The organism is Paenibacillus sp. 79R4 (genome assembly GCF_013393165.1).
GTDB lineage: Bacteria > Bacillota > Bacilli > Paenibacillales > Paenibacillaceae > Fontibacillus.
Genome location: NZ_QJOT01000002.1, coordinates 308,999 through 327,385, shown reverse-complemented (window position 1 = coordinate 327,385; position 18,387 = coordinate 308,999). Strand labels below are relative to the sequence as shown.

Genomic DNA, 18,387 nt, shown 5'->3' with positions numbered 1-18,387 from the left:
AGATTCATATATGAAAAAGGTAGTCGTTACAGGCGGAAGCGGCATGCTCGGACGCTGGGTTGTACGCCATTTTGTGGAGCAAGGATATGAGGTATTGAACGTCGATACACGTCGGCCGGAGGAAGCGCTATGCCCGACGCCCATCGCCGACCTCGAGAATCTCGGCGAGACCTACAGCGTGCTGAGCGGTGCCGATGCGGTCGTTCATCTGGCGGCGATTCCGGCGATGCATATTCGGACGCCAGACGTTACATTCCGCAACAACGTCATGTCGACTTATAACGTGCTGGAGGCTGCTGCAGGACTGGGTATCCGCAAAGCAGCCATCGCTTCCAGCGAATCCTCCTATGGAATTGTATTTGCCGCGCATCGAATTACGCCACAATACGTTCCGCTGGACGGGGATCATCCGCAGCTGCCGCAAGACAGCTATGGCTTATCCAAGATCGTCAATGAGAAGACGGCCGAGATGTTCCATCGGCGAACGGGAATGCAGGTCGTGTCCTTGCGGCTCGGCAATGTCATCCCGCCGGAATGGTATGAACGCTTCCCTTCCTTTATCCATAAGCCGGAGGAGCGTGAACGTATTCCCTGGAGCTACATCGATACCCGCGATGCGGCCTCAGCCTGCCGTCTGGCTATTGAGGCAGATGGCCTTGGAGCAGTAGCTCTGAATATTGCCGCTGACGATTCCAGCATGGCGATCCGCAGCCGGGAGCTGGTGGCTCAACGCTATCCGGAGGTTACGGACTTCAGAGCGCCGCTAGAGGATTACGAGACGCTGTTCAGCAATGAGAGAGCCAAGCGCCTGCTCGGCTGGCAGCCTCAGCATCAATGGCGCCACGAGGTGCAAAGCTTCAAGTCATAATATCAAGGCCGCCCCAAGCAAATTAGCTTGATGGGGCGGCCTTTCTAATATACAGCTTTATAGCAGGCTGTTAGATAAAATCCATTCTGATTAATTCCTCTATACTTGAGGGATGATACAGCGCCATCCCCGTCTTCATCTTGCGGAAGCCTTGCCCTTCGTACCAGGATACCGTATTCGGATGGGTGTAGAGCACGACGTTGCAGCTAGAGGTCTCTTCCAAAATCAACGAAATGAGCTTCTTGCCAAGCCCTTGATGATGATAGGATTCCTCAACCGCGATATTATAAATTGCTGCCTGGGAGATGCCATCGGACAACGCTCTGCCGCAGCCGATCACCTTGCTCCCGTCCAGGATGAACACGTTCACGGCACTGTTCTCGAACGCCGTTCGGGTCTGTTCCGGCGTGAAATCAGTGAGACCGAAGCCGTTCAATATATTCGTCACTTGCACCCAGTCGATATTTTCCCGGTGCTTCTGAAAAGTGTATGCCATAGAAAACCTCTCTTCTATATAGCAAATTCAGGCTCTTGATCCCGATAATAGTTGGCCAGAAATTGCTTCGTCCTCTCCGATTTCGGCTGGGAGAATACCTCCTGCGGCGTGCCGTCCTCTACGATCAGGCCTTGATCAAGGAACAGTACGCGCGTAGCAACCTTGCGCACAAAATTCATCTCATGCGATACAATTAGCATCGTATTTCCTTCCTCCGCTGCCTTCTTGATCGTATCAAGCACTTCTCCGACCAGTTCGGGATCAAGCGCCGAGGTCGGTTCATCGAACAGCAGAATCTTCGGCTGCATCGCCAGAGCTCTGGCGATAGCTACACGCTGCTGCTGACCGCCGGAGAGCTGCTTGGGGTAATGATGGGCTCTCTCGGACAAGCCTACCTTGGCCAACTGAGACACTGCTATTTTTCGCGCTTCTTCCCTCGCCAGCTTCTTGACGACAATCAGGCCTTCCATCACATTCTCCAAAGCCGTCTTCTGCCGGAACAGATTGAACTGCTGGAACACCATCGCTGTGCTCTTCCTTAGTTCCAGCACTTCCTTCTTTGTCTTTCTGGCTGTATCTACGCGAAGCTCATCAATCCTGATCGTCCCTGCGTCAGGTGTCTCAAGCAGATTGATGGATCTCAGCAGGGTGGATTTGCCCGCGCCAGAAGACCCTATGACCGCAACGACATCGCCTCTCTGAATGGTCAGATCGATATGATCCAGAACGGGATTTCCATGAAAAGACTTCGTTAATCCGCGGATCTCAATCAAGGATAACCTCTCCCTTCCGTTTTCTCAGACTCTTGAAATCGATGTCCAGCCGTCTCTCCAGCAGCGCAATCGCCCGTTCGATCAAAATCGTCATCCCCCAATAGATCAAGGCCAGCGAGCAATAGGATTCAAAAAATCTTAAATTATTTCCCGCTAAAATTCTCGACTGCGCGGTGATCTCCACCACGGAGCAGACAAATGCCAGAGAGGTCCCCTTCATTAGGCCGATCAACGCATTGCCCAGCGTCGGAAGCGCCACGATAAAGGCTTCGGGAAGTATGACCCGCCGCAGTACCTGGCCATAGGTCATCCCCAAAGAGTGGGCCGCTTCGATCTGTCCTTTATCCACCGACAGCAGTGCAGCACGGATAATTTCCGAGTTATAAGCAGCTTCATTTAGAGATAAGGCCAGCAGCACATAGAAGATCGAAGGAATCGAATTCACGTTGAGGCTCGTATCATGATAGAAATTATAGTATTTCAGCAGGAGCGGAATCCCTGCATACGACAGGTATAATTGCACCAGAATCGGCGTTCCGCGAATAAAAGAGATAAATACGACGCTTAACTGGTACAAAACCGGGATCTTCTTGATTCGGACAATAGCCAACAGCAGGCCGAGCAAAAGTCCTGCCAGCATCGATATCGCGGTCAGTTCGAGCGTAACCGGCAAATACTTCAGCAGCTTGGGGATGAGTGTAAATACTAGCTCAATATCAAATATGTTCGGCATAAGGCATGCATCCCCTATTGTACGTCTGGTGCAAAGTCACCGTTCAGGTACTTCTCGCTAATTTTTGACACCGTCCCGGCTTGGACCAAGGCTTTGATCCGCTCGTTGACATCCTTGGTTAATTGCTCGCTGTTCTTCCCTTTGCTCAGGATCAGGTAGCTGTAAGGCACACCGATGCGGTCCGAGTCCTCCTGCGAGAGCGGAATGGCTTTCAGCTTCAGGCCGTACTCTTTAATGTAGAGCTGCAGCATGGCAGCGTCGATCAAGTTAAAATCATCGGCCCCGCTCTCCACATTCTGCAGTACAGTGGCCAGCTCCGCCTCAGAGTAATTCAGGATCACCGGTGTTTTGGCATGGTCCTTGTTATAATTTTCAAGAGCGACCGTGTAGTTCACGCTGGGACTTACTGTTGTCTTCTTGCCTTCCAGATCCGCGAAAGTTTTAATATCGTCCCGGCTCTCAGCAACGGCAATTACGAATTGATTCTTGAAGATCGGATCGGAATAAATATACTTCTCCTTCCTCTCCGCATTGCTGGCGAAGTTATTGGCGCCAATTTGATAGCGGTCCGAGTCCAGTCCGGCGAAGATCGACGGGAACTCCGTCTTCTCGATATTAATTTTGTACTGCGGCAAGCCTTCGAAAATCGCTTTGACAATCTGAATATCATACCCGTCAATCTCATTGTTATCGTTGACATAAGAGAACGGTTTTGGTGAACCGCCTGTCGCAATATTTACGACAATCTGATCAGTGCCAGCCGCATCGCTGCCTCCATTCTTGGCGGATGAATTCTCTTTGCCGCAAGCTACTACTCCAACCAGTAAGACTATTGCCGCCAAACCCAACCCTACTTTTCTCCATGCTGCCATGTTCTCTTCCCCCTATTTGACCTAGCCAATTTTAAATTTATGCTCCGGATCGGAGCTCTTCTCTTTGCGGTGATGCGGCTGTGACCAAATTCCCTCATAATCAATCTGATCCCAGAACCGGGTGTTATAATCGATAAAGATCGTATCTTTATTGCCGTTTGACTTCGCTAAATCCCGCAGGTAAGTATTATTTTTAAACGCCGGGATCTCGTATAAATCGCGGGCATACCCCCAAATATTAGGGAAATCCACGATGCGATTGCGAATCGGACCAAGGTTCTTAAAATAATAAGTGTCGAAGCGAGCCAAGGTTACAAAGAGCCGCACATCGGAATCCGTCACATAATCTCCGAACAGGAAGCGGTTAGACTCCAGCCGGTCCTCGATGGTATCAAAGGCGGCATAGAGCTTCTCGAACGCGTCATTATAAGCTTCTATGGATTGGGCGAACATCGCTTTATACACACCGTTATTGACGTTATCGAACAGGAAGTCATTATACTTGTCGATCTCCGTCCTTAGCAGAGCCGGATACAAATCGGGAGCGCCTTTTTTGTGAAAAGGAGCAAATTCGTTCTCCAAATAGTTCGTCAGCCAGACGTAGTCATTATTCACGACTTGCTTGGTGGTAATATCAATGACCGCAGGCACAGTTGGCCGGCCCTGGTAATCAGGATCGCTGTTCGCATACAATTCGCTCAGGAACTGCACGCCCAGCACCGGATCAGTATGGTCCTCGTCATCGATAAATTCCCAGCCCAGGTTCTGCACATGCTGCCCGCGACCCACCAGATTAATGCTGATAGCCTCCTCCAGTCCTAACAACTCTCTGACGATCGAAGCCCGATTCGACCAATGGCAGCCTTTCGCCCAGATCAGCCGATAGCGTCCGGCTTCAACAGGCAGCTTGCCTTCCCCATCTCCAAACGGCGTCGTAAACCGATTCTTCTGCCGTACAAAATAACCTCTTTCATCGATTTCATGCTCGGTCTCTTTCGGTCTGATACGTACATTTGCTTCCTTTGTCATGGCTTCCCCTCCAAATCTATTGATTTGCTTATCTTATTTGAACCTTTCTGCTCTGCCGTGGTCCGTAAGCCACCCAGACAAATCCGGGCCCTTGGGCAGCAATCTGGAAAAGGTATAGTTTGGATCATGAGTGATAGATAGATGATAGTGCTTCTTGATCGCTGCAAAATCCGTGGTATCTCCAAATCCCGGAGTTTGATACAGATCTCTGGCATAAGCCCATAAATTCGGAAATTCAACGAGCCGATTGCGATTGACTCTAAAGGCGGTATAGTAGGCAATGTCAAAGCGGGCAAGCGTAACGTAGAGGCGTATATCCGCATCTGTGATCCGATTCCCAAATAAATAACGCTGCGAGTCCAGCCTTGCCTCCAATTCATCCAATAGCTCGAACACACCGTCATAGGCTTGTTCATAAGCTTCCTGGGAACGGGCGAACCCCGCTTTATAGACGCCATTATTAATTCCATGGAAAATACGTTCGTTCAGCTCGCGAATGTCCCGCTGCAGGGCCTCCGGAAATAAATCCGGCGCCCCCTCCTTATGGAATGGCTTCCACACCGTCTCTAAATAATAGGTCAGTTCATGATAGTCGTTATTGACGACTTGTTTGCTGGCGATATCAACGATTGCGGGCACGGTTGGCCTGCCGGCGTATTCCGGGTCTGCATTCAGGTATACCTCGCTGATATAATGCACGCCAAGCACAGGATCTACATCGTTATCATCCCAGGTAAAGGCCCAATCGACCCGATCGATTCGCGGCCTCAACGGGTCTGCCGTCCCTACGCTGATGGCCTCTTCCAGACCCAGCAGCTTCCTGGCAATCATCGCCCGATGCGCCCAGGGACATACCGGGGCCCACAATAAGCGATACCGATTGGCTTCGACCGGAAGCTCTCCGTCCTGATCTCCAAATGGGGTGACAAAGCGATTGCTTTGCCGCTTGAAGCTGCCATTGTTCTCGATCTCAGCCGATTTCGTTGTCATTGGGCTCCCCCCTGGAATCTGTCTCTGTCATGAGCCTCTTTCCATATTGACAGATCCGGTCCTTTGGCCAGAATCTGATACGGATTCTCCGCATGGTTGCCAAGCTGATAACCTCTCTTGATCGCGTCAAAATCCGTGGTATCGCCAAAGCCGGGAGTTTGATATAAATCCTTGGCATAATTCCAGATGTTTGGGAAATCGATAATCCGGTTGCGGTTCGTTCGGAATACGGAATAATAGGCCGCATCAAACCGAACCAGAGTGACATAGAAGCGGACATCGGCATCCGTAATTCGATCGCCAAATAAATATCTGCTTCCGGACAAGCGCTCCTCCAATTGGTCCAATCTGGCGAATAACGCATCATAGGCTTGTTCATAGGCCGTCTGGGACTGGGCAAATCCCGCCTTATATACCCCGTTGTTCACCTCGTGAAATAAAAGATCATTAAACTCATCGATTTCTGCCCTCAATTCGACCGGATATAGGTCCGGCGCCCCTTCCTTGTGGAACGGCTTAAACGCTGTTTCAAAATCGTTAGTCAGTCTAAAATAATCGTTGTTAACGACCTTTCTCGTCTTCACATCCACCACGGTTGGAACAGTTGCTCTCCCCGTATATTCCGGATCGGTCTCAGCATAGATTTCAGGCAAATAGCGGATTCCAAGCACCGGGTCAACACCGCCTTCGTCAAGGGAAAATTCCCATCCATTCTCTGTACGAACTGGGCTTGCCGTACCCAGACTAATTACGTCCTGCAGGCCCAGCAATTCCCGTACAATGACAGCCCGATGCGCCCAAGGGCAAATCCTGGCCCAGAGCAGACGATAGCGTCCCGCTTCTACCGAAAGTTCCCCCGGCTGATCGCCAAAAGGTGTGGTAAAGCGATTCTTCTGACGGTTAAAAGCACCCTCCCGGGTCATTTCATGGGCAATCTCATGATTGGCAATGTGGGTGTCCAGTGCGGTGGTCTTTTGTGTCATTTTGATCTCCTCTTTTCACAAGAATTCTTTCTCGGTATAGACGACAGGAATCGTAGATTCCACTCGAATATCCGGTCTGGCAGCATACCCCAGGCTTTCATAGAATCCCACCGCTTGCTGCTGGCTTGTAATGACAATCTTGCGGTATCCAAGCTCCCTAATCCAACGTTCAGCCGCCTCAATAACAAGCCTCCCGCAACCTTTATTCTGAAGCTCCGGAATGACGGCGACCCTTTCGATCTTGGCATAATCAGCATGACTCGTATTAATGCGAGCCGCAGCAACAGCGGTGTGATCCTGCTCAAGCAGAATGTAACAGTATACCTGACCATAAATTTCGTCGAATTCAAGCTCTTTAGGTATTCCTTGACCGTAAACAAAAGTCTTCGTTCGTACTTCATAGACGCCGGCCAATTGCCATACTGAATCCACTCGGTAGATCTCTGCCATCTTAAAGCCCCTTTCTTCAGTGCATCCCTTGCGCTTCGACCATAAACTCTTTGGAAGGAGCAATACCGTTAATCCGCAGGAGGATGTTTTTCCGTTTGAATTTATCCGGTTTATTCTGTATATAATACATTTCCCATCAGTTAACTCGGATATTTTTTCATCATATTATATGTATTGTTATTTCTTGTCAAGATGATTTTTCACATACAAAAAAATAGAGCGACCGTCTCCATAGCCCCGTTGGCTAAGCAAGGTCTTTCGCAACTACACTCAGTCTGGTATATTAATAGGAACATACATTCGAATAGTGAGGTATAACCGCAATGCCAATGATCTGGAATACAACAACGATATTAACCGCCGCGATCCTCGCTTTGCTATTGGTTCTGATCGTAATTCGACTGGTCAGCAACAGGCGGCGCCGCATCCGCCGAGAAGCCAACCCGCGCAAAATTACCCTTAAGGACATAGATCTGATGTCCGACGGTTCGGAGTTTGAGCTATACCTGTTCCATTTGTTCCGCGAGCTTGGTTATGAAGAGGTATATCAGACGACGGGCAGCCGGGATTTCGGAGCTGATCTGGTATTCAGAGGACTTGATGGAAGAAGGAACGTACTGCAGGCCAAACGCTACGGGCAGAGCAATCCGGTTGGGCTCGGTGCCGTTCAGGAAATCTATGCTTCCATGCGCTATTACGAGGCGGATCGAGCACTAGTGCTGACTTCAGGCCGCTATACCGAAGGTTCCCGTACCCTTGCCGCAGTGAACGGTGTCAAGCTGTTGGACAGAGAGGATCTTGAGGACATCATTCATTTATTCAAAAGCCGCCGCTTGGATGAGGCGATAGCCATTATCGAAGAACCTGCCGAATTTTTGGAATCTCCTTGGAATCCAAAAGTGAAGAAAGCTAACTAAAGCTGGGGTATCGCTGTAACGGACATTCCTGTCCCTTAAAGGGAACTTTCCAACAGAATTGGTGGCTTACGGACATTAATGGCCATAAACGTAATAAAATCCTCTGTAGAAGACTGCTGTCAGCCGCTAAGAGACAAAAGTGTCCATTAAAATGAAGGAATATCGCATTTTCTGCTCTAAAGGGCTAAGTAACCATTAGAATGAAAGAACGTCGCGTTTTCTGCTCTACAAGTCATAAGCATCCGGCCGATGCAAGGGAATGTGGTCAACATCGCATGCAGCCTATTATGCAAGCCGCTCATTTGCCACTCCACTTGCCGCGGGTAAGCTGTACGTGACTAGACCCAGAAGGTTTGCCAACTACATTCTTAATTCTCGCTGGCGCAGCCATATATAGTATACATAGTATACAAAGAGCCCTGAGCTAAATTAGCCCAGGGTTCTTTTATAACCCTTCTGCGTAGTCCAATGCGATAGAGTAGGATCACCATTGCCACTCACTGCGCTCCTGCTGGCTAATGCGTAGGCAAGTATAACAATAGGAGCGGACATGGCGTAAATATTGCATACAGCACACATTTTTGATGGCCAGCCGCTTGCCCTCTGCTAGCGGGTGATCGATCCAGCGGACCTTCACCCGCAGCGGGTTCCGGCTTCTGCCGAACCACTCAGCGTCCAGCCCGTTGCGCACAAAATGCTCATCCTCCCCATACTGCTGCAAGGCAAGCTGATTTTCTTTAAAGGCCGCATGGAACCTTTCGCGGTGGTTCTGCAGCGCTGTAGGCAGCTGCCCCCAGAGTAAGCCTGCATTTAACCCCGAGGCCTCGGCGAGACACTCGATCAGCGCCCGGACGGTCCGGCTGTAGAAGCCGATGAACACCGTTTCACGCCAAGCGGCCCGTTCTGCCGCATCCCGGGGCGCCTGCTCAAGCTCTGCCAGGGTCAATTGAAAGCCGAGCCGGGTGTAGCCAGTCTCCGGGATCAAGTGAACCATCAGCTTCTCCGCGGAAAAGTCAGGCGCGGCATGATGAACCGACACCGCATAATGAAGTGAAGCGGCGATATCGCCGAACCAGCTGCTGAAATAAGCTGCGGCTACCGTAGTATCTATCCCTTCAATCCGGCGATTGTACAGGTTCAGAAAAATGGCCATGGCCTCCCTGTCGTAGAGATCCGTCCCGCCTAAAGATGCAACAGCTCCGCTGCAGTGCTCCAACGAAATATTGTAAAATTCAGCAAGCCCTTCCCATAGTGTCGCAGGCATCACGGGTTAAATATCCGGTTGAGATCATCCAGCATCGAGCTGGCCGCATTCGGACCGTAACCTCCGAACCAGGAATCCGATGCCACCCGGTACACCTGGTTATTCTTCACCGCATTTAAATTTTTCCAAATTCCCAAACCCTCCAGCTTGTTATAGAGCTCCTCGTTATCATTGATAAGCAGGATGTAATCGGGATTAATCTCCGGCAGCTTCTCGTTCGAGAGTACCTCATAGCGGCTATCCGCGCTTGTCTCCGGGAACACGGCCGGTCTGGAGAACCCAAAATCATCATAAAGCCACTTATAGTCCATATCCCCGTAATAACGGATATCATTGCGGATTCGCAGCACCATCAATGTTTTCCCTGCCACTTTATCATGGATGCCGGCGATGGACTGCGCCTTTTTCTCGTTATAATCCTGAATGATCTTCTCCGCTTCATCGCTCTTGTCGAACGCAGCAGCTGTCCAACGGAAGGCTTCCTCCCAATCCGGTGCCATATAACCGTTCTCGAGCATCGCCGTCGGAGCAATTTTGGCGTATTGATCATAAATATCCTCACTGTTCGTATCCGTAATAATCAGATCCGGCGATAGCGACAGGAGCTTCTCCATGCTTACCTTGCCCTGTTCTCCAATGATCTCCACATGGTTCAAATAAGGCTGCAAATATTCCGGAAAATCTTCATTCTGAGATTTTACCGTGGAGGCAGGGGTCATTCCGAGAGCGATCATATGATCGGTCAAATAAGTTACGGTTGTAGCGATCCGCTGTGGCTGCTCCTTCAAAGTCTGTTTCCCGTTTTTATCTTTAAATGCAAAGGCACCGGCTGCAGTTTGTTCTGTGGCGCTCTGCTCCTGTCCAGCCGCAGCTCCGTCCGAGTTGGCTTGCTTCGATTGCTGACTGCATGCAGCGGTAAGCGACAGGGCAAGAAGCAGTATAGTTAAAATAAACAATTTTCTTTTATGTGGTTTCATGTTTGGTCAGTTCTCCTTATTTCGGCATATTGAATTTTTATTTCCCTGTTATCCGACAGGACCCGGGTGCTGGTTATCCAGCCTCTGTCATTGGTCAGATTCATAAAAAATTTGCCCCGTGCTTGAGGCAAACTGACCCGGGCACAATGATCCTCCTGCGATAGACAGACGGCGTATGCCTCCCAGCTCGCATTTCTCCAGTCCACCTCATCTTCGCACCAATACAGTACGGCTTGGACAACGGGAAGCAGCGAAGCATATCGCACGACAAGCCAATCCCCTCGCTGCTCATATTCCAGCACTTGAATCAACGAAGGGCCGTCCTTGACGATGCTATCGGCAAATGCGTAAAGCTTCTGACAGGTCCAAGCGTCCGCATAGGAATGGTTAAGTCCACAATGCAGGCTCATCATGCTTTTCTGTGTATGGCCCCCTTGTTGAAGCGCAAATGACTTATCAAAAATAGCCAGCGGAAAGTGAGTATCGTTGCTGCTATTCAGCCATAACATGGGCAAAGCGCTGTTCGTCAAATAGGACGACGGGTCCCAAAGCTTGCGAATTCTCTCCGCATCCGCGGGAGGCATCGCCGCAAATCCCCGTCCATACAAAGTGCCTGGCTCATACAGGAATCCGCAGCCATACACGGGCATAGCAAAACAAAGCCTGCGGTCAATACCTGCCACCAGACTTGTGATGATCCCGCCCCAGGAAATACCCGTTAAGCCCACCTTGCTCGAATCCACCTCCGGCAGCGAACCAATGACCGTATGAGCAAGGATGACCGCGGCGACAGCATGGTACATCCATTGATCCTCTACCGGCAGCTGATAGTCGGCAAACACGCCTTGCTTCACAGGCCCGCTCCAGGGATGGACTGTGCATTGATCCACATTCACGAACCTGCTTTCTTGCAAAGGAAGCTGCCCTTCAAGATCCATCGCGATAGCCGCATACCCTCGCTCCATCCAGCGCTGAACCCATTCCGGATAAGCTGTCCCTGCCCCGCCATGGACCAATACTACAGCGGGAACCGGCTCTCCCGCAGATGCGCTGCGCGGAACCCCGTAACAGGCAAATACCCGAGTTTCTTTCCCGCGATAAGGCAATCCTTGATAGAAAATCGCCTTGACTTCCGGATTCTGATCCTGTTGCAACGGATAGACGGCCGGTAAGCGATATAATTTTTCCATTTCCCATGGCAGCATAATCGGAATAAAACAGGTCACCCCTTTTTTTCTATTGATAATGATTTTCTTTCTCAATAAGGAGCATAGCATTCCTCCGCTTTGCTTAACATGGATTTAAAGATACTATCATCTGGATTTTTGATTACTAAGAACCTTGCCCAGATAAGAGACAGCCCTGTCATGGGACCAGGCCGAATATTCAAACAGCTTCTCCGTTCCTATTACATGTACCCGGCTATAGCGCACAGCCGTCAATTGATTCCACTTTCGGCTCGTCTGCAGCTCCTTCCATTGCCGGGCCGCCTGCTGCGTGGAATCCACCATGATCAGGAGGATATCGGCATCATAGCTGGGCAATTCCTCTCTTGCAACGGGTTGAAACACCTGAATCTGATCCAGCTGATGCGTAGCCTGTAAACCAAAATCGTTATAAATGACAGCGCCGGCATTGCGCCTCCCATAGATTCGGTATTCCGTGTCCGTTACGCGTAAAATATTGATCGTAGCTCCGCCAATGCTGTTTCTAAGTTGGCGACCGGCTTCAGCTGCCTTATGATCATACTCCGCCAGCCACTGACCGGCTTCCGCAGACTGCTCCATCACCTCTGCAATCATCCTCAAATGCTCCCGCCAGTCAGCGGATAACCAGGGAATCGCCACCGTGTCCGCAATTTGCTTCAACTGATCTTTGGCTTCAGCAGGCAGGGTGTCCGTGCAGAAAATCAGCCCGGGTGCAGCCGTCTGCAGCATCTCCAGGTTTTTCTCCCAAATCGGCCCCTCCCCATATTCGTAAGAGTGAAGCCGGATCATGCGCCTATACAGCTCATGATGGGGATAGAATGCAGCGGCTTTCGGCAGGATATGAAGGGCAAGCAAGCTGCCGGAGAGCGGATCGGAGATACTGGCGATACTGCGGCGACGGCTTTGCACAAATGCCGCCGGAGAGCTGCCCGTCTTCAGTTTAAAACGGCGGCTAAAATAAAATTCATCCTCAAACCCGAGCCGCGACGCCGTCTCCTTCACACCGCTGCCGGACAATAGCATCTGCTTCGCTCTTCCCATTCGCAAATCCATCAAATAGGCCGTTGGGGTCTGACCTGTATACTGCTGAAACATCCGTGTAAAATAGCCAGGGCTGAACCCCGCTAATCGGGCCAGCTCCTGTCGTGTCAGCTCTAGCTCCGGATGCTGGTCCATAAATCTGGATACCCGGGCAATGGCTGCCGCGGTCGTCTCATTTTCTTGCGGCATCGATGGCTCTTCTATAAGCAGGGACATCAGCTTGTATAACTCCGCTTGCGCGACGTAGAATTGTGCTGTTCCTTCTTCCTGCCATTGAAGCAGGCTTTCAGCCAGGGCTGCAAGTTGTTTGAAATGACGGCTGTGGCGCGCCCCGACGATAAATGAATCCATCCGCTGCAGATCCTGCTCATCAGAGTATTCATAAGCCTCGAAACAGATCAATCTCCCGATCAGAGGCTCATCGCCTGCGAATAATCTGAGCGAGCTTCCCGGCCCAAGAAAATAAGCTGTGCCCTCGCCGAATGCCCTTATTTCTTCAACGGATGCAAGCGTGCCCCGCCCACTTAAACCCAGGACAACCGCCTGCGAATCGAAAGCCGGATAGATTACTTCGCCTCCGATCGGGAGCGCGAAAGAATGGATACCTGCAAAGCGAAGCATCCGGGAAGCCTGTTGTCCGATATTGTTCATAAACATCCTCTTTTCAGCGTATATAGATTCAGCGTTTTATCCGCTGATATATTATCATTGATAATCATTTTCAATTATAATATAAAAATGCCGTCCTGTTCATAAAAAAGAAGAGCAAGCCTGTTAACAAATCAAGCCTGCTCTTCTTCAATTAACATATGTTTACTCATTTCATAGATTCCAATGGCTACTATGATGGGAGTATGTCATTTACGGTTATGCTGTTAAGCGGATTATATTACGGATATTGCATCACTAAGATCACCGAAAGGATAACGGGTTATCTCTCTGCCCCCGGGTGTTGAGAAATTCCTCCAGCGCCTGACGAACGGCTTGAGGTGTATCAAGGCACAAAATGCGCTTTGCCAGCTCACGGCATTCCTGACGATCCAGGCTAGCGAGTCTTTCCTTCATCCCGCCGAGACGGCTTGCCTCCAAGCTCCACTCGTCAAGCCCCAGACCGAGCAAGAGCGGTGCGGCCAAAGGGTCACCTGCCATACTGCCGCACATGCCAGTCCATTTGCCGACCGCGTGGGAAGCCTCAATAACCCCATGGATCAAGTGCAGCACGGCCGGATGGAAATAATCGTACAGATGCGCGACGTGCTCATTCATTCGGTCTGCTGCAACCGTGTACTGAACGAGATCGTTAGTGCCGATGCTGAAGAAATCGACCTCGTTCGCGAACATTCCTGCCAACACGGCGGTGGACGGAATCTCCACCATGATGCCAACCTCCATATTCTTGTCATACGACACGCCATCCAGGCTCAGCTCAGCCTGCACTTCCGTAAGGATGGCTTTAGCCTGCCTCCATTCTTGCAGGCCGGAGATCATCGGGAACATCACCTTCACCGTTCCGAAGGCGCTGGCCCGCAGTACCGCCCTCAGTTGGGTACGCAAGAGCTCCTGGCGATCAAGCCCTATCCGTATCGCTCGATAACCCAGAAAAGGGTTCATTTCCTTTGGCAGCTGAAGATACGGAAGCTCCTTGTCACCGCCGATGTCCATCGTGCGGATGATCACAGAGCGGCCCTCCATGCTCCGGGCCGCCTCCTGGTACGCACGGAACTGTTCCTCCTCGCCCGGCATCGCCTGGGCGTTCATGAACAGGAACTCCGTGCGGAACAACCCCACGCCGTCCGCGCCCTGCCGGACGGCAGCTTCGGCCTCCGCGGCGCCGCCGATGTTCGCCGCGAGCTCCACACGCGTGCCGTCGGCCGTCACGGCCGGGCGTGCCGCGTACTCCTCGAGCGAGCGATTGCGCTCGAGTTCCTGCCGCATGCGGAGCCGGTAATGCTCCGCTTCCGGCACTTCCGGCCGGACGATGCAGAGTCCGGCTACCCCGTCGAGGACGAGGGTATCCCCGTCCTTAATCTCGCCTACGCCGTAACCGGCCCCGACGACAGCGGCAATACCGAGGGAACGCGCAAGAATAGCGGTATGCGAGGTAGCTCCTCCGGTACGGGTAATAAAGCCGATAACGATAGCAGGGTCCAACTGCACCGTATCCGACGGCGCCAGATCATCCGCAACCAGTATCGCCGGACCTTCGATTTCGGCCAGGCTCCCGGTTTGCCCGGGTGACAGACAGGCAAGAAGACGACTGCCGATATCGCGAATATCCGCCGCGCGCTCCTTCATGTAATCATTATTTATGCCTTCCAGCATATTAACAACCTGGCGAACTATTTCGGCAACGGCCCGCGGCGCAGGCTCCAACTGCTCTCTTATCCTGGCTTCCATCTTCGGATAAAAGGCGGGATCGTCCAGAAGTTTCCGTTGCCCCGCCAGAATGCCGGCTTGCTCTTCGCCTACGGCTTCCTTTGCTTTCCCGATCAGCTTTTCCAATTGCTCCACGCAGTCGGCTTTAGCCTTCCGAAGCTTCTGAAGCTCGGCTTCAACAGCAGAAGGATTGCCCGGAATACAATCTTCCGGGGGCACGCCCTCGCCTATAACTGCCTGTACAGGCTTGTAAATATATGCCTTTGCGATGCGGATTCCCTCCGAAACACCAAGTCCTGGTATGTGCAGCCTCTTCATCAGCCTTCACCGAACTTGCTTTCGATAAGCTGCACCAAAGCCTTGACAACCTCTTGTTCCCCATCCCCGCTGGCTTCAATGGTCACGACGGCCCCTTGTTCAATGCCGAGTGTCATCAGCTCCAGCATGCTTTTGCAATCCGCCGCGCGTCCTTCGCCTGTCTTTAGACGCACCTCTGCTTCAAACGATCCTGCTTTTTCTGAGAAGAGCTGAGCCGGACGAACATGAAAGCCCTGCCCATTCTGTATGGTAACGGTTTGTGCGAACATGTCTTTCCTCCTCATCCTGTCACCGCCCCGGGCGGAGAATAAGATCACTTGCAGCTTGCAGCGATCATAGAATCTCAAGGCTTCTCGCTGCAGCTTTCCTCCCGGATGTCATCCATCCTTGCCAGGCCGGCTTCTTTTATTTGTTGTTGGAGATCATGCTCCATAATCTTTCGTATATCATTAACGGATGGTTACCCGCCGTAAATTCTGATCAGGCCAATAAAGCAATCCGTTCTTTATAAGCCTCAATTAATGCCTGGTTGTGTTTGTCGGAGCCATCGATGTTGCCGCTAAGAAACACGGGAGGATTGAAACCTTGCTCAATCATCATCTCAATGGATTCCGCGAATAGAGCATTTAAAATCAGGGCGCCGATAACCGTTGAACTGGGTGTGAACGGCACCTGGAGGTCTGGATGGCTTAATACGGCATCTCCTTTGACCGAGAAGTTATCGATGACCAAATCAACGGCATCTGCCAGATGTTTGCCGCTGCTGTGCCGGGACGGTTGACTCCTGGAATATTCTAGGGAGGTAATCCCTATTGTGAAGGCTCCCTTCTCCTTCGCCATCAGAGCAACATCCACGGGAACGGGATTGCGACCCGAGGTGGATAGCACAAATACGACCTCGCCCTTGCGGATATCCTGCTGCTTCATAAATTCGGCAGCAAGGTTGTTCTGTCTTTCCAGTTCAGACGAGCGCACCGCACCCTCATGCAACATCAACTTCTCTATAAGAATCGGGCGAATCGGCACAAGTCCGCCTGCGCGATAGAAGACTTCCTCGGTCAATATATGCGAATGCCCGCAGCCGAACAAATGGATGATACCGCCCTGCTGAATGCAGGCTGCTACTTTCTCCGCCGCTTCATGAATCGATTTGGCTTGCTCGTTTCGGACTTTTTCAAACAATCCGTCAATAACATCAAAATAGGTATTCATCATCATTGCTTTCACCTCGTTGTTCTTGAGTAGACTTTCCAATCCGTTATTTTCCGGCTGTGAACAGGGTTCAGTTCATAATGCCCTTTTTCGCCCGAAGAACGATCTCTGTCATAACCTCCAGGCTTCGCTCGATTATGGCCTCCCCCTTCTCCCTCGTGGCCAGCGTTGCATCCCCGAGTACGGCGGAAGATGTCATTTCCTCCCACGGCGTAGGTGTGAAATCGGCTTCGAACGGGATCTGCGGAGCCCCATCAATCGCCTTGATCATATCCACATATTCGTCCGCAAGGTAAAGCATATAGGATGTCTCGATTTCATCGGCATGCATGTAGGTGCTGTGAGCTGCCGTGGCTTCCCGTACCTGCGCGGTGATTTCCTTAGTACCCGGATAAAAGAAATAAAACACCTTCAGCTCGGGTACCCGTTCGTATAGCATTCTTGCAGCTTCCTTCAGCGCCACCGCATTGCCCAGATGGCCGTTCAGCATAATAAAAATACGAAATCCCTGCTGATACAAACTTTCGCCGATATCGGCAAGCAGCCGGATGAGCGCTTCGTTGGAGACGTTGATGCTGCCCGGAAAATTGCGCAGGCTCCATACCTGACCATATGAGAAGGGCGGCAGCACGAAACTTTCCGTCCGCTCCGCCAATTTATCCGCCAACCGGGTTGCAAGCAGATTATCCGTGCCCAGCGGAAGATGAGGACCATGCGCTTCAACGGCCCCAATAGGAAGTATGGCAGCGCGGAAGCTGCGAATTTTATCCTTCACCTCAACCGAATTTTCAAGCTCGAATTTCATCATGCATCCCCCCTTACTTCTTAAATGAGAAACAGTTGGCCGGATTGGTTACAAAAAACTTCTCTACCAGCTTCCGTCCGTCATAACCGCTGCGGTTCGCTTCATCCTCAAAGCGCGGGACCCATTTGGATATAATGTACTCCAGCCCCAGGCCGTGATCGTAATGCTTGTAATAGCTTTTCCGAGCTGTATCTCCACTGATCAGGATTTGGTCTTCGTACCCTTTGCCGACCAGCTCCAGGATGAGCGAGATGCGGGTGCTCTCCGGTGCATACTTGATTTTGCCGATGCCGTCAAAGCTCAGGTAGGCTCCCGTGGCTGCAATCTGTTCATGGTAGTACGGATCGGGATTCCGGTCCATATGACCCAAACTCAAGTAGGACAGGTTCACCCCTTCGCTTCTCAGCAGTTCAATTTGCTCTAGCGCCATCGTGCCCACCTCAGTGTGGGAATGGATGGGAGCTTTTGTCTCGTGATGGGCGCGGGCAACTGCACGCAGCGTCTTCTCCTCCAGGGGCGTAATGCGGTTATAGCCTGTCCCGAATTTAACCTGGCCCGCTTTGAAAGGCGTGCCCTCCAGTCCTTCTTCCACCTCCCGGATGACAAAATCCGCCAGCTCGTTAATGCTCTTCGCTTCGATCCACTGCGCGTAGCTTCCATAATCGCCGATCAGCGGTTTTAGCTCCTCTTTTATTTGGGCATCCCACAAAAAGCTTTTATTAAAACCAGCTGTCCCAATGATGCGAATCCCGCTTTCTACCGCGATCTCCTGAACCGCTTGAACATCCCGTCCGTAATCAACGGCTGTAGCATCCACGATAGTGCGCCCGCCGTGCTGCTTGAAATCAAGAACGTCCTGCTTGGATTTCGCTTTGTCGTCCAGCAGTAAATCGTCCACTCCCCGTTCCTGCCAATACGCCGGGCGGCATACGATATGCTCGTGGGAATACGTAAAACCCAGATCCTCTTTGCTGATATCTCCATGTAAAGTACGGATAAAACCCATATCGTTTCTCCCTCCACTCATTGTTAGACAAGCAACCGAAGGAATTGACCGCGTTTAGCAATAGTTGAT

19 protein-coding genes are annotated in these 18,387 nt (G+C 51.3%); 2 read left to right on the top strand and 17 right to left on the bottom strand.

Annotated elements, in window-relative coordinates:
• Positions 1-10: 10 nt before the first annotated feature.
• Positions 11-868 (top strand): NAD-dependent epimerase/dehydratase family protein, encoded by an 858-nt coding sequence (locus DMN77_RS03450; protein WP_179013522.1) that lies wholly within the window; start codon positions 11-13, stop codon positions 866-868.
• 70 nt (positions 869-938) lie between these two features.
• Here DMN77_RS03450 and DMN77_RS03445 read toward each other — a convergent pair whose 3' ends face one another.
• Genes DMN77_RS03445 through DMN77_RS03410 form a run of 8 tightly spaced genes read right to left on the bottom strand, consistent with a single transcriptional unit; the run spans position 939 to position 7,194 of the window.
• Complete coding sequence (locus DMN77_RS03445) at positions 939-1,364, bottom strand: GNAT family N-acetyltransferase (RefSeq protein ID WP_068780981.1); 426 nt, start codon at positions 1,362-1,364, stop codon at positions 939-941.
• Positions 1,365-1,378: 14 nt separating this feature from the next.
• Entirely contained in the window at positions 1,379-2,137 is a 759-nt protein-coding gene (locus DMN77_RS03440; RefSeq protein WP_068780980.1) for an amino acid ABC transporter ATP-binding protein, read from the bottom strand.
• Positions 2,130-2,870, bottom strand: a complete 741-nt coding sequence (locus DMN77_RS03435) for an amino acid ABC transporter permease (RefSeq protein ID WP_068780979.1) — start codon at positions 2,868-2,870, stop codon at positions 2,130-2,132. Before DMN77_RS03435 ends, DMN77_RS03440 begins: the two co-directional genes overlap by 8 nt.
• A 14-nt stretch (positions 2,871-2,884) precedes the next feature.
• Complete coding sequence (locus DMN77_RS03430; RefSeq protein WP_068780978.1) at positions 2,885-3,742, bottom strand: transporter substrate-binding domain-containing protein; 858 nt, start codon at positions 3,740-3,742, stop codon at positions 2,885-2,887.
• A gap of 21 nt (positions 3,743-3,763) precedes the next feature.
• Entirely contained in the window at positions 3,764-4,771 is a 1,008-nt protein-coding gene (locus DMN77_RS03425) for a glutathione S-transferase C-terminal domain-containing protein (protein ID WP_068780977.1), read from the bottom strand.
• A 33-nt stretch (positions 4,772-4,804) separates the two neighbouring features.
• The gene (locus DMN77_RS03420) at positions 4,805-5,761 is read right to left on the bottom strand and encodes a glutathione S-transferase family protein (protein ID WP_068780976.1); all 957 of its coding nucleotides are present in this window, start codon (positions 5,759-5,761) and stop codon (positions 4,805-4,807) included.
• On the bottom strand, positions 5,758-6,744 hold the full coding sequence (locus DMN77_RS03415; RefSeq protein ID WP_068780975.1) for a glutathione S-transferase family protein: 987 nt from the start codon (positions 6,742-6,744) through the stop codon (positions 5,758-5,760). The genes DMN77_RS03420 and DMN77_RS03415 overlap by 4 nt, the downstream gene beginning before the upstream one ends.
• A 15-nt stretch (positions 6,745-6,759) precedes the next feature.
• Complete coding sequence (locus DMN77_RS03410; RefSeq protein WP_068780974.1) at positions 6,760-7,194, bottom strand: GNAT family N-acetyltransferase; 435 nt, start codon at positions 7,192-7,194, stop codon at positions 6,760-6,762.
• A gap of 329 nt (positions 7,195-7,523) precedes the next feature.
• Here DMN77_RS03410 and DMN77_RS03405 point away from each other — a divergent pair, with 329 nt between their 5' ends.
• Entirely contained in the window at positions 7,524-8,111 is a 588-nt protein-coding gene (locus DMN77_RS03405) for a restriction endonuclease (protein WP_372775337.1), read from the top strand.
• Positions 8,112-8,595: 484 nt separating this feature from the next.
• Here the strand turns inward: DMN77_RS03405 and DMN77_RS03400 are convergent, their stop codons facing one another.
• From DMN77_RS03400 to DMN77_RS03360, 9 genes are all read right to left on the bottom strand, one after another.
• On the bottom strand, positions 8,596-9,375 hold the full coding sequence (locus DMN77_RS03400; protein WP_256872226.1) for a ferric iron reductase: 780 nt from the start codon (positions 9,373-9,375) through the stop codon (positions 8,596-8,598).
• A complete protein-coding gene (locus tag DMN77_RS03395) occupies positions 9,375-10,352 on the bottom strand; it encodes an ABC transporter substrate-binding protein (protein WP_179013517.1) in 978 nt (325 codons plus the stop codon). Before DMN77_RS03395 ends, DMN77_RS03400 begins: the two co-directional genes overlap by 1 nt.
• Positions 10,349-11,614 (bottom strand): alpha/beta hydrolase family protein, encoded by a 1,266-nt coding sequence (locus DMN77_RS03390; protein WP_179013516.1) that lies wholly within the window; start codon positions 11,612-11,614, stop codon positions 10,349-10,351. The genes DMN77_RS03395 and DMN77_RS03390 overlap by 4 nt, the downstream gene beginning before the upstream one ends.
• Positions 11,615-11,665: 51 nt before the next feature.
• Positions 11,666-13,252, bottom strand: coding sequence for a helix-turn-helix domain-containing protein (locus tag DMN77_RS03385; protein WP_179013514.1), 1,587 nt, complete (start codon positions 13,250-13,252; stop codon positions 11,666-11,668).
• 261 nt (positions 13,253-13,513) lie between these two features.
• A complete protein-coding gene (ptsP, locus tag DMN77_RS03380) occupies positions 13,514-15,295 on the bottom strand; it encodes a phosphoenolpyruvate--protein phosphotransferase (RefSeq protein ID WP_179013512.1) in 1,782 nt (593 codons plus the stop codon).
• The gene (locus DMN77_RS03375; RefSeq protein WP_179013511.1) at positions 15,295-15,564 is read right to left on the bottom strand and encodes an HPr family phosphocarrier protein; all 270 of its coding nucleotides are present in this window, start codon (positions 15,562-15,564) and stop codon (positions 15,295-15,297) included. The genes ptsP and DMN77_RS03375 overlap by 1 nt, the downstream gene beginning before the upstream one ends.
• 211 nt (positions 15,565-15,775) lie before the next feature.
• Positions 15,776-16,510 carry an SIS domain-containing protein gene (locus tag DMN77_RS03370; protein WP_179013671.1) on the bottom strand — a complete coding sequence of 245 codons (735 nt, stop codon included), beginning with the start codon at positions 16,508-16,510 and terminating at the stop codon, positions 15,776-15,778.
• Positions 16,511-16,577: 67 nt separating this feature from the next.
• On the bottom strand, positions 16,578-17,312 hold the full coding sequence (locus DMN77_RS03365; protein WP_179013670.1) for a creatininase family protein: 735 nt from the start codon (positions 17,310-17,312) through the stop codon (positions 16,578-16,580).
• 13 nt (positions 17,313-17,325) lie between these two features.
• Entirely contained in the window at positions 17,326-18,318 is a 993-nt protein-coding gene (locus tag DMN77_RS03360; RefSeq protein ID WP_179013509.1) for a phosphotriesterase family protein, read from the bottom strand.
• Positions 18,319-18,387 lie beyond the last annotated feature (69 nt).

What these genes read in the sequence shown, in the direction of transcription:
- DMN77_RS03410 (WP_068780974.1), bottom strand. Translation starts at nt 7,194, where the DNA reads ATGGCAGAGATCTACCGAGTGGATTCAGTATGGCAATTGGCCGGCGTC.
- DMN77_RS03360 (WP_179013509.1), bottom strand. Translation starts at nt 18,318, where the DNA reads ATGGGTTTTATCCGTACTTTACATGGAGATATCAGCAAAGAGGATCTG.
- DMN77_RS03430 (WP_068780978.1), bottom strand. Translation starts at nt 3,742, where the DNA reads ATGGCAGCATGGAGAAAAGTAGGGTTGGGTTTGGCGGCAATAGTCTTA.
- DMN77_RS03370 (WP_179013671.1), bottom strand. Translation starts at nt 16,510, where the DNA reads ATGATGAATACCTATTTTGATGTTATTGACGGATTGTTTGAAAAAGTC.
- DMN77_RS03405 (WP_372775337.1), top strand. Translation starts at nt 7,524, where the DNA reads ATGATCTGGAATACAACAACGATATTAACCGCCGCGATCCTCGCTTTG.
- DMN77_RS03415 (WP_068780975.1), bottom strand. Translation starts at nt 6,744, where the DNA reads ATGACACAAAAGACCACCGCACTGGACACCCACATTGCCAATCATGAG.
- ptsP (WP_179013512.1), bottom strand. Translation starts at nt 15,295, where the DNA reads ATGAAGAGGCTGCACATACCAGGACTTGGTGTTTCGGAGGGAATCCGC.
- DMN77_RS03435 (WP_068780979.1), bottom strand. Translation starts at nt 2,870, where the DNA reads ATGCCGAACATATTTGATATTGAGCTAGTATTTACACTCATCCCCAAG.
- DMN77_RS03445 (WP_068780981.1), bottom strand. Translation starts at nt 1,364, where the DNA reads ATGGCATACACTTTTCAGAAGCACCGGGAAAATATCGACTGGGTGCAA.
- DMN77_RS03425 (WP_068780977.1), bottom strand. Translation starts at nt 4,771, where the DNA reads ATGACAAAGGAAGCAAATGTACGTATCAGACCGAAAGAGACCGAGCAT.
- DMN77_RS03420 (WP_068780976.1), bottom strand. Translation starts at nt 5,761, where the DNA reads ATGACAACGAAATCGGCTGAGATCGAGAACAATGGCAGCTTCAAGCGG.
- DMN77_RS03365 (WP_179013670.1), bottom strand. Translation starts at nt 17,312, where the DNA reads ATGAAATTCGAGCTTGAAAATTCGGTTGAGGTGAAGGATAAAATTCGC.
- DMN77_RS03385 (WP_179013514.1), bottom strand. Translation starts at nt 13,252, where the DNA reads ATGAACAATATCGGACAACAGGCTTCCCGGATGCTTCGCTTTGCAGGT.
- DMN77_RS03450 (WP_179013522.1), top strand. Translation starts at nt 11, where the DNA reads ATGAAAAAGGTAGTCGTTACAGGCGGAAGCGGCATGCTCGGACGCTGG.
- DMN77_RS03375 (WP_179013511.1), bottom strand. Translation starts at nt 15,564, where the DNA reads ATGTTCGCACAAACCGTTACCATACAGAATGGGCAGGGCTTTCATGTT.
- DMN77_RS03395 (WP_179013517.1), bottom strand. Translation starts at nt 10,352, where the DNA reads ATGAAACCACATAAAAGAAAATTGTTTATTTTAACTATACTGCTTCTT.
- DMN77_RS03400 (WP_256872226.1), bottom strand. Translation starts at nt 9,375, where the DNA reads ATGCCTGCGACACTATGGGAAGGGCTTGCTGAATTTTACAATATTTCG.